The sequence below is a fragment of the candidate division KSB1 bacterium genome, assembly GCA_022566355.1.
GTDB lineage: Bacteria > Zhuqueibacterota > JdFR-76 > JdFR-76 > DREG01 > JADFJB01.
Genome location: JADFJB010000176.1, coordinates 1 through 6,474, shown reverse-complemented (window position 1 = coordinate 6,474; position 6,474 = coordinate 1). Strand labels below are relative to the sequence as shown.

The window sequence follows — 6,474 nt, the reverse complement described above, 5'->3', positions numbered from 1 at the left end:
GAGGGTATACGAGATTGGTCAGTGCATGTGAGTCAGACGTTGGCTCTTCCGATCTTTAGCTTACTTGGGCTCATTACGTCATTTTATAGTATCCGTTCTTAGAGAGAAAGAAAATAGCGAAGGTTTTATCATCTCTCAATTGGTAAATATTGAAAAGGAGAAAATAGAAACAATCCCAACGATGATAAATAAGTTTCCCATAAAAGTAACAAATGGCAAATCACTTCATGAACGCTATGTTTCATTTTTAGACATATTGAAAGTTGAATATACAAAAGAGAATGACGAATATACCCATGAGAAGATTCAACAATCCTGGATTGAATTAACTGATTCATCGGTTACAGTTGATACTTGTGGAAATCTCCTTTATCAACATGCCATTAAACGATACGGTTACTGGGCCAAGAAACGCGTCGGAGACATGCTGCCATTTGATTATCAACCGGGCTCATCCCTTCTTTTTTATTCAGACCGCATCCCGAATATTGAAAAACTGGAAAAAATCATAAGGTCTAAATCAGATCAAGAGTTCGGTGGCGAGACAATCGTCGAAGCTTTGGATGAGTTAGCCTTTATTAATTTTGATCATAAAATGGTGATAGACCAACTTCATAAAGATATCATCGAAATTGTTAATGATGATGAAGCAAAAAAATGGAAATCATTAAAGAAAAATAGACAAAAGGCAGAATTTCTAAGACGTTTTTGGTTGATACGGGATATGTCATTGGGAACAAAAACAAATGAAAGACTCGAAGAACATTATAAACGGCTGCAGTTTGCCCGGACAATTTATTCAGCATTAACACCACCAACCAGGTATGACGACCGGGGCAGGATTTATATAAGATACGGACAACCGGATGCAAAGCAAGTAGAGGTGATGCCTGTTTACCAGGATGTATTTAATGCTCCTGGAGTACTTGTCGCGGGGAGATCGTTAGAGACCTGGGTATACCGAATATCCGGCAAGCAGATCGTTTTTAATTTTGTCGATAAAATATGGGGATATTCTCTGGCTTATTTAGCCGAAGACATTCTCCCGAGATCGATGGAACGTGGATCTATAAGACGTAGAATTGCTTTTAGTGAAATAATGCGCACGCGTGTCGATCTTGATGTGAGATTTGCTGCCGCATTTTCGAAAGTTGATGGAGGGGGGGATATAAAAATTGAAGAAATAGAAATATTATTTGATGGATTTCTAAGAGAACAAACAATTGAACAAACAAAAATTCCTGTCAGTGTCAGTAATCAATTTGATAACATATCAGAATTACATTTTTCCATGAAGCCGGCATTATTTATGAACAGCAATAATGAAAACACATTAGCCCTGGCTTATGGATTCAGGGAAGAGGATGTCAAATTATCAAAAGCCGGTTCGGAAAGTCAGCAAGAGTTAATTATTCATACCGTGATTCGGGATCCCAATCTCAATGATCTTAGCATGAAAGAGAATTCGATTCCCATAGAGCCCGCCAAATTCGGTGAAAAAGGAGAATTGATTCACCAAATCCAATTTACAACTGTTCATAATATTTTCTACATCCTTGCCGATGTTTCGAATCCTTCAGGAAAACAAAAAGGATTTGAAGACTATTCAATTAAAAATCCACCCTATTCAGATCAACACCTGCAACTCAGTAGTGTGATTTTTGCGCAAGAGATCAACCCGGTTTCTGCACTTAATCAATCGGAAAAGTCGTCATTTCTCATCAGGAATAACCTGGCTATCAAGATCAATCCGTTTTCAGAATTAAGAACAAAAGAACCTGTATCTATCTATTTCGAAATTTATAATCTGCAGAAGAATGTGTCTGGCAATACCCAATATGAAATCGAATACAAGGTTGATCCGGTAAAGAAAAAGGGGGTTATGGCTTTTGTTTCTAAGCTTAATCCCTTTGGTAAAGGGAAAGGCAGTATTTCGATCGCCTATAATCAACAAGGGAGAAAGATCCACGAATATTTTTCAATCAAGCTTGATTTCAGCCAATTGAGCAATGGGAGTTATGAAATGGTTGTCAAAGTAGTGGACAAAATATCCAATGATTCGAAAGAAACGAAAACCTCTTTCACACTGAAAAGATAAATATTGTTTAGTTTATTCATTCGTTAATATTTCTATAAAAGTAATGGGGGAGAGCTTACCTGGAAATTGCCGGGTGTGATTATTACACCGGAAAGTGGCCGAAGAAATCCTCAAATCGTTAATTAACTAACAGAGTTAAATTTTATCTTACATAAAATTCTCCTGTGCCTCCGTGTCTTGTGCCTCCATGCCCTTGTGGTTTTCTCCGTTTCACGTTTGCCGTCTCACGTCTTTTGCTTTGTGCCTTTATAACTTTGTTACTTTGTCCCTCTGTGCCTTTGTCACTTTGCTACTCCGTGTCTCCGTGGTTTTCTTTATTTCAACAAGTGTCATCCGTTTGGTTTGCTGAAACCCGCCTGAATTGATTCTGAAAAAGTAAGTGCCACTTGGGTGTCCATTACTTGTCCATGTTGCCTGGTGTTTACCGGCATTTTGTTTTTGGTCGATTAAAACAGCTACACGCTGCCCCAGGGTATTCAAGATTTCCAATCTAACATGAGCAGGGTGGGGTATGGCATATTCAATTGTGGTTTGCGGATTGAAAGGATTGGGGTAGTTTTGGCGTAGAATAAAACCCTCAGGAACAATGGAACTTTCTTCAACAGCGCTTTGGATTCCCTCTCCAGATGCAAAGATTTTCACTGGATTATGCGCGGAATCATTACTATAGACAAACAAGGTGTCAGTGAAAAACTTTAAAAAAGAATTTGATTTGCAAACCGGACACAGGTCTGGAGAAAATACAATCAGTTGCGCCGTATTCCCGGGTGCTAAAATTAATCTATTTCTTTTAAATTGCTCAATGTCAAGGTTCACTACTGACCAACCAAAAGTTGTATCTTTGGTTACAACCCCAATACCATACCCGAAACCCCTATATGTCTTTACACTATCAATCACCAGGTCAACATCCCCATGATTGACTACCAATAAAGTATCATAGCTTTCCATGGTTTCGAAGAATAGGGAGTCGGGATTAATTTGGATCATCGGTCCATTGAGTAATATCTTAGCTTTTGGTTCGCCATATTTATAAGGTAGTGAAAGGAAGACGAAAAATAGCATGACAACACAAATGACCTTCATTAATACCCACTCGGATTTATAATTTATTTATTGACTCAAAAGGAAAAATTAACTAATACAAGAAAAGCTAACTATAGTACACAGGTTCTCTGATATTTAAAATAATAAACTTTGTTTTCTAATGTTAATAGGGAAAACCCTGAAAATAAAAGGGGAAAACCCTGGATTTCTATCAGGAAACGGAGTATAAAGAGAAATCAACGAACGTCTTGTTAAATAGCGCTGGGAACATAGGAATACAACTGTCAATCTTTCGTACCGTGGCGCAGGAACGTATCGATCAACTCATTGACGCGCTCGGCTTCTTCGTGTTGCACCCAATGTGTCGCTTCTTCAATAAAAACCAGGCGTCCGTCATAACAGAGATCAATGCTTGGCTGGGCCATTTCCAGCCCCAAAAACCTGTCCTGGGCTCCCCAAATCAGTAAAGTCGGCACAGTGATGCGTGGGTTGGCAGGAGGGGTAGGTGGCTTCTGCATAATGGCGCGATACCAGTTGAGCATGGACCGGTATGCTTTGGGTTGAGACCAGGCTTGACGGTAATGGTCCAGGTCATTATTGGTAAACGTACCTGGACGGCTAGTGTACTTCAGAGCTTGTGCGGGCGTCTTCCAATTCTGTAGTCGAGCCAGTGTCTCCGGCAACCACGGAATCTGGAAGAAAAATATATACCAACTCCTGCGCAGTTGAGCGAGATTACGCCGTAAGTGCTTCTTCATCACAGCCCCGTGCGGAACATTTATTACAACCATTTTCGCTAGCCGGTCCGGGTATTTGGCGGCCACCCACCAAGCGACAGCAGCGCCCCAGTCATGCCCGACTAAAAAGGCCTGCTTCCGGTTGGCGGCATCCATCAAGCCGATCACATCGGCTGCTAATTCATCGAGGGTGTACGCCGCAATTCCGTCCGGCTTATCGCTTAAGTTGTAACCGCGTTGATCGGGAGCCCACACCCTGTAACCAGCCGACGCCAGGTAGGGAATCTGCCGTCGCCAGCCATACGAGAACTCAGGAAATCCATGCAATAAGATCACTAGCGGTCCATCGTTCGGGCCGGCCTGGACGACGTGCAAACGAATACCATTTGTCGCAATATACTGATAGTCCATGCTGGATGCGCCTCCTCTTGAAAAACGATTGGCGTGCGCCTAACACTTACTGACGGTTTGTGGGCCGGGTGCGAGAAAGATTTCTGAATTTACGATTATGCGATGTCAGCAATTAGTTCAACCCTAAGCCAACTACTAAACCCACAGCAATGCCTAAACCAACAAACATACAACCTATAACAATACCAATGGCGATATTACCCTCGCCTAGCTGTTTCGACGTATCAAAAGGTGTAATCCAGTCCAGTACTTTATAACCCAATACCATAAATGAAATGGTCAATAACGCCCCTAAAATCGCATATATAAAATTTGATACAACAATGGCTAATTCCATGATTCACACCTACCTTAATATTTGTTTAATGGATTTAATTTTTGTTACATAGCCCAGGGTTTCCTTACTATGTTTACCTGTGACCTTAGGCAATGTTTGTTCTATAGAACTCCATAAATCAGGATTTATACCTGAACTTTTAGCGCGTCTTTGCGCTTTAATAATGTTCCCCTTACCTGCATTATAAGCGCCAAATGTGAAATCCAGGCGGTCTTGAAAAGGCCGGTCTGCCTTAAATAAATTCCATATGGAACGGTTATAGGAAATACCCGCTGCAATATTCCACTTTGGGCTATTACTGCTGCCTTTAATATACCGATGACGCTTAATAATCTCTTCATAAGTAGCCGGCATAATTTGCATAAGCCCAATAGCACCCACATAGGATTTAGCATTTTTCTTAAGCCCCGATTCCGCTATTGCCTGCGCTTTAAAATGATGCCAGTTGAAAGCCGGGCCAAAATTACGTTTGGTGTATTTTGAGAAGTAATTATCATAACGGGTGACGTTATTATAATGGCGGAAGTCTTCTCCAGCCCCATTGTTGATAACCAAAATATTGTTTCGGTTTTCCTCGAAAGTACCATGGGTCCAAAAAAGATTCCCCTGTATAAGGATCCAAGTCATCAAAATTAAGGTTAGCTTTTTCATTTCGCTTCCTTCTCGAGTTAAAAAACCAAAGTCTAATTGAGTACAACTACCAAATGACAAGTTTATTTAGTTTCTTGATAACATCCCAAAGTTATAGAATTTTAACTGACTCGCAAGAGAAACTTAACCAATTGCAGGAAGAGCCAATTGGTTAACAGCCCATAAGGACAGTTTTAAGAAACCACATAACCGTGTAGTTCAGTTGCGAGGCTTTTGTGAGTTACCTTCCGCAAATCACAATACCTTAATCGAATCCGATCCTTAAGCTCATCGTGCGGCTAGCCGTATCACCTGCAACCAAAGTTAGGTGAATCTACTATTTCATGACGATAAACCTGCCTTCGCGTCGATCTCCATTGGGTATTTCAACTGAGAAAATATAGATACCACTTGCAATGGGCCGGCCGTCTCTATTAAACAAATCCCATCGAACTCTTGAGAAATTGGGATCATCATGCACCAACGTATGAACCAAATCGCCATCAATTGTAAGGATTCGAATTGTGCACTTTGACGGAACGTTGACAAAATCAATCGAGGAACGACTTCCTGTTGAACGGCTGGAGATATTATCGAAACCGGCACTTGCTATATAAGGATTTGGCTCGACCCATATTTCACCTGAAAAACGATCTAAAGACCTCGGAGAAACTACAAGCCTGGTGAGATTGTCCAACGGGCTGGATGCCAGCGGTATTAAATTAATACCCGGATCACCCCGGTCAAATGACACAACCGAATAATAGAGCAAAGAGCCGTTGCTGGCATGATCTTCAAAGGTAAACGATAAGCCGGTATTTCTGCCAAATTCATTTTGTGCTAAATCAAATTCAGCCAGGAGTTCAAAGGTGCCCGGTTTTCCGGTCCGGCTTCGGAGAACCCGAAATCCTTCAAAATTCTTGCGCTCGTCTTCTTCGGTGTTCGGATTATCCTGCAAGAATGGGTTGATAACATTTAAGGGCAAGGATGGGTCACTCGAATTGTAACCGGGGCTAGTGGGATCAGCGGCAGACCAGTCCAATTTAACCAGACGATCGCCAGTCGTGATTTGAAGAGGAGGAGAGGGTGGCGGCTGTGGTGCTGCAAAATCGGGGACACCGTCTCCCAAAAAGCCACCACCGTCCAGGTTTAACCCGGCGAATCCATCCCCATCCGTATCGATACCAGGGGTGTCAAAAACGCTGTTAGCGATT

General features: G+C 41.6%; 6 protein-coding genes. 1 reads left to right on the top strand and 5 read right to left on the bottom strand.

The genetic code is table 11. From position 1 onward, the window contains the following. Positions 1-181 precede the first annotated feature (181 nt). Entirely contained in the window at positions 182-2,098 is a 1,917-nt protein-coding gene (locus IIC38_19435; protein ID MCH8128098.1) for a GWxTD domain-containing protein, read from the top strand. 246 nt (positions 2,099-2,344) lie between these two features. On the opposite strand, the gene IIC38_19430 is transcribed toward IIC38_19435, so the two are convergent. From IIC38_19430 to IIC38_19410, 5 genes are all read right to left on the bottom strand, one after another. Beyond that, positions 2,345-3,184, bottom strand: coding sequence for a T9SS type A sorting domain-containing protein (locus tag IIC38_19430; protein MCH8128097.1), 840 nt, complete (start codon positions 3,182-3,184; stop codon positions 2,345-2,347). A 245-nt stretch (positions 3,185-3,429) separates the two neighbouring features. Further along, positions 3,430-4,293 carry an alpha/beta hydrolase gene (locus IIC38_19425; protein ID MCH8128096.1) on the bottom strand — a complete coding sequence of 288 codons (864 nt, stop codon included), beginning with the start codon at positions 4,291-4,293 and terminating at the stop codon, positions 3,430-3,432. 112 nt (positions 4,294-4,405) lie between these two features. Further along, the gene (locus tag IIC38_19420; GenBank protein MCH8128095.1) at positions 4,406-4,630 is read right to left on the bottom strand and encodes a DUF350 domain-containing protein; all 225 of its coding nucleotides are present in this window, start codon (positions 4,628-4,630) and stop codon (positions 4,406-4,408) included. A 9-nt stretch (positions 4,631-4,639) separates the two neighbouring features. Beyond that, entirely contained in the window at positions 4,640-5,281 is a 642-nt protein-coding gene (locus IIC38_19415; GenBank protein ID MCH8128094.1) for a transglycosylase SLT domain-containing protein, read from the bottom strand. Positions 5,282-5,597: 316 nt separating this feature from the next. Continuing rightward, on the bottom strand, positions 5,598-6,474 hold an 877-nt coding region (locus IIC38_19410; GenBank protein ID MCH8128093.1), incomplete at its 5' end, for a hypothetical protein.

Bases quoted from the DNA above. Each gene is read 5' to 3' on its own strand.
- IIC38_19430 (MCH8128097.1), bottom strand. From the start codon at position 3,184: ATGAAGGTCATTTGTGTTGTCATGCTATTTTTCGTCTTCCTTTCACTA.
- IIC38_19420 (MCH8128095.1), bottom strand. From the start codon at position 4,630: ATGGAATTAGCCATTGTTGTATCAAATTTTATATATGCGATTTTAGGG.
- IIC38_19435 (MCH8128098.1), top strand. From the start codon at position 182: ATGATAAATAAGTTTCCCATAAAAGTAACAAATGGCAAATCACTTCAT.
- IIC38_19425 (MCH8128096.1), bottom strand. From the start codon at position 4,293: ATGGACTATCAGTATATTGCGACAAATGGTATTCGTTTGCACGTCGTC.
- IIC38_19415 (MCH8128094.1), bottom strand. From the start codon at position 5,281: ATGAAAAAGCTAACCTTAATTTTGATGACTTGGATCCTTATACAGGGG.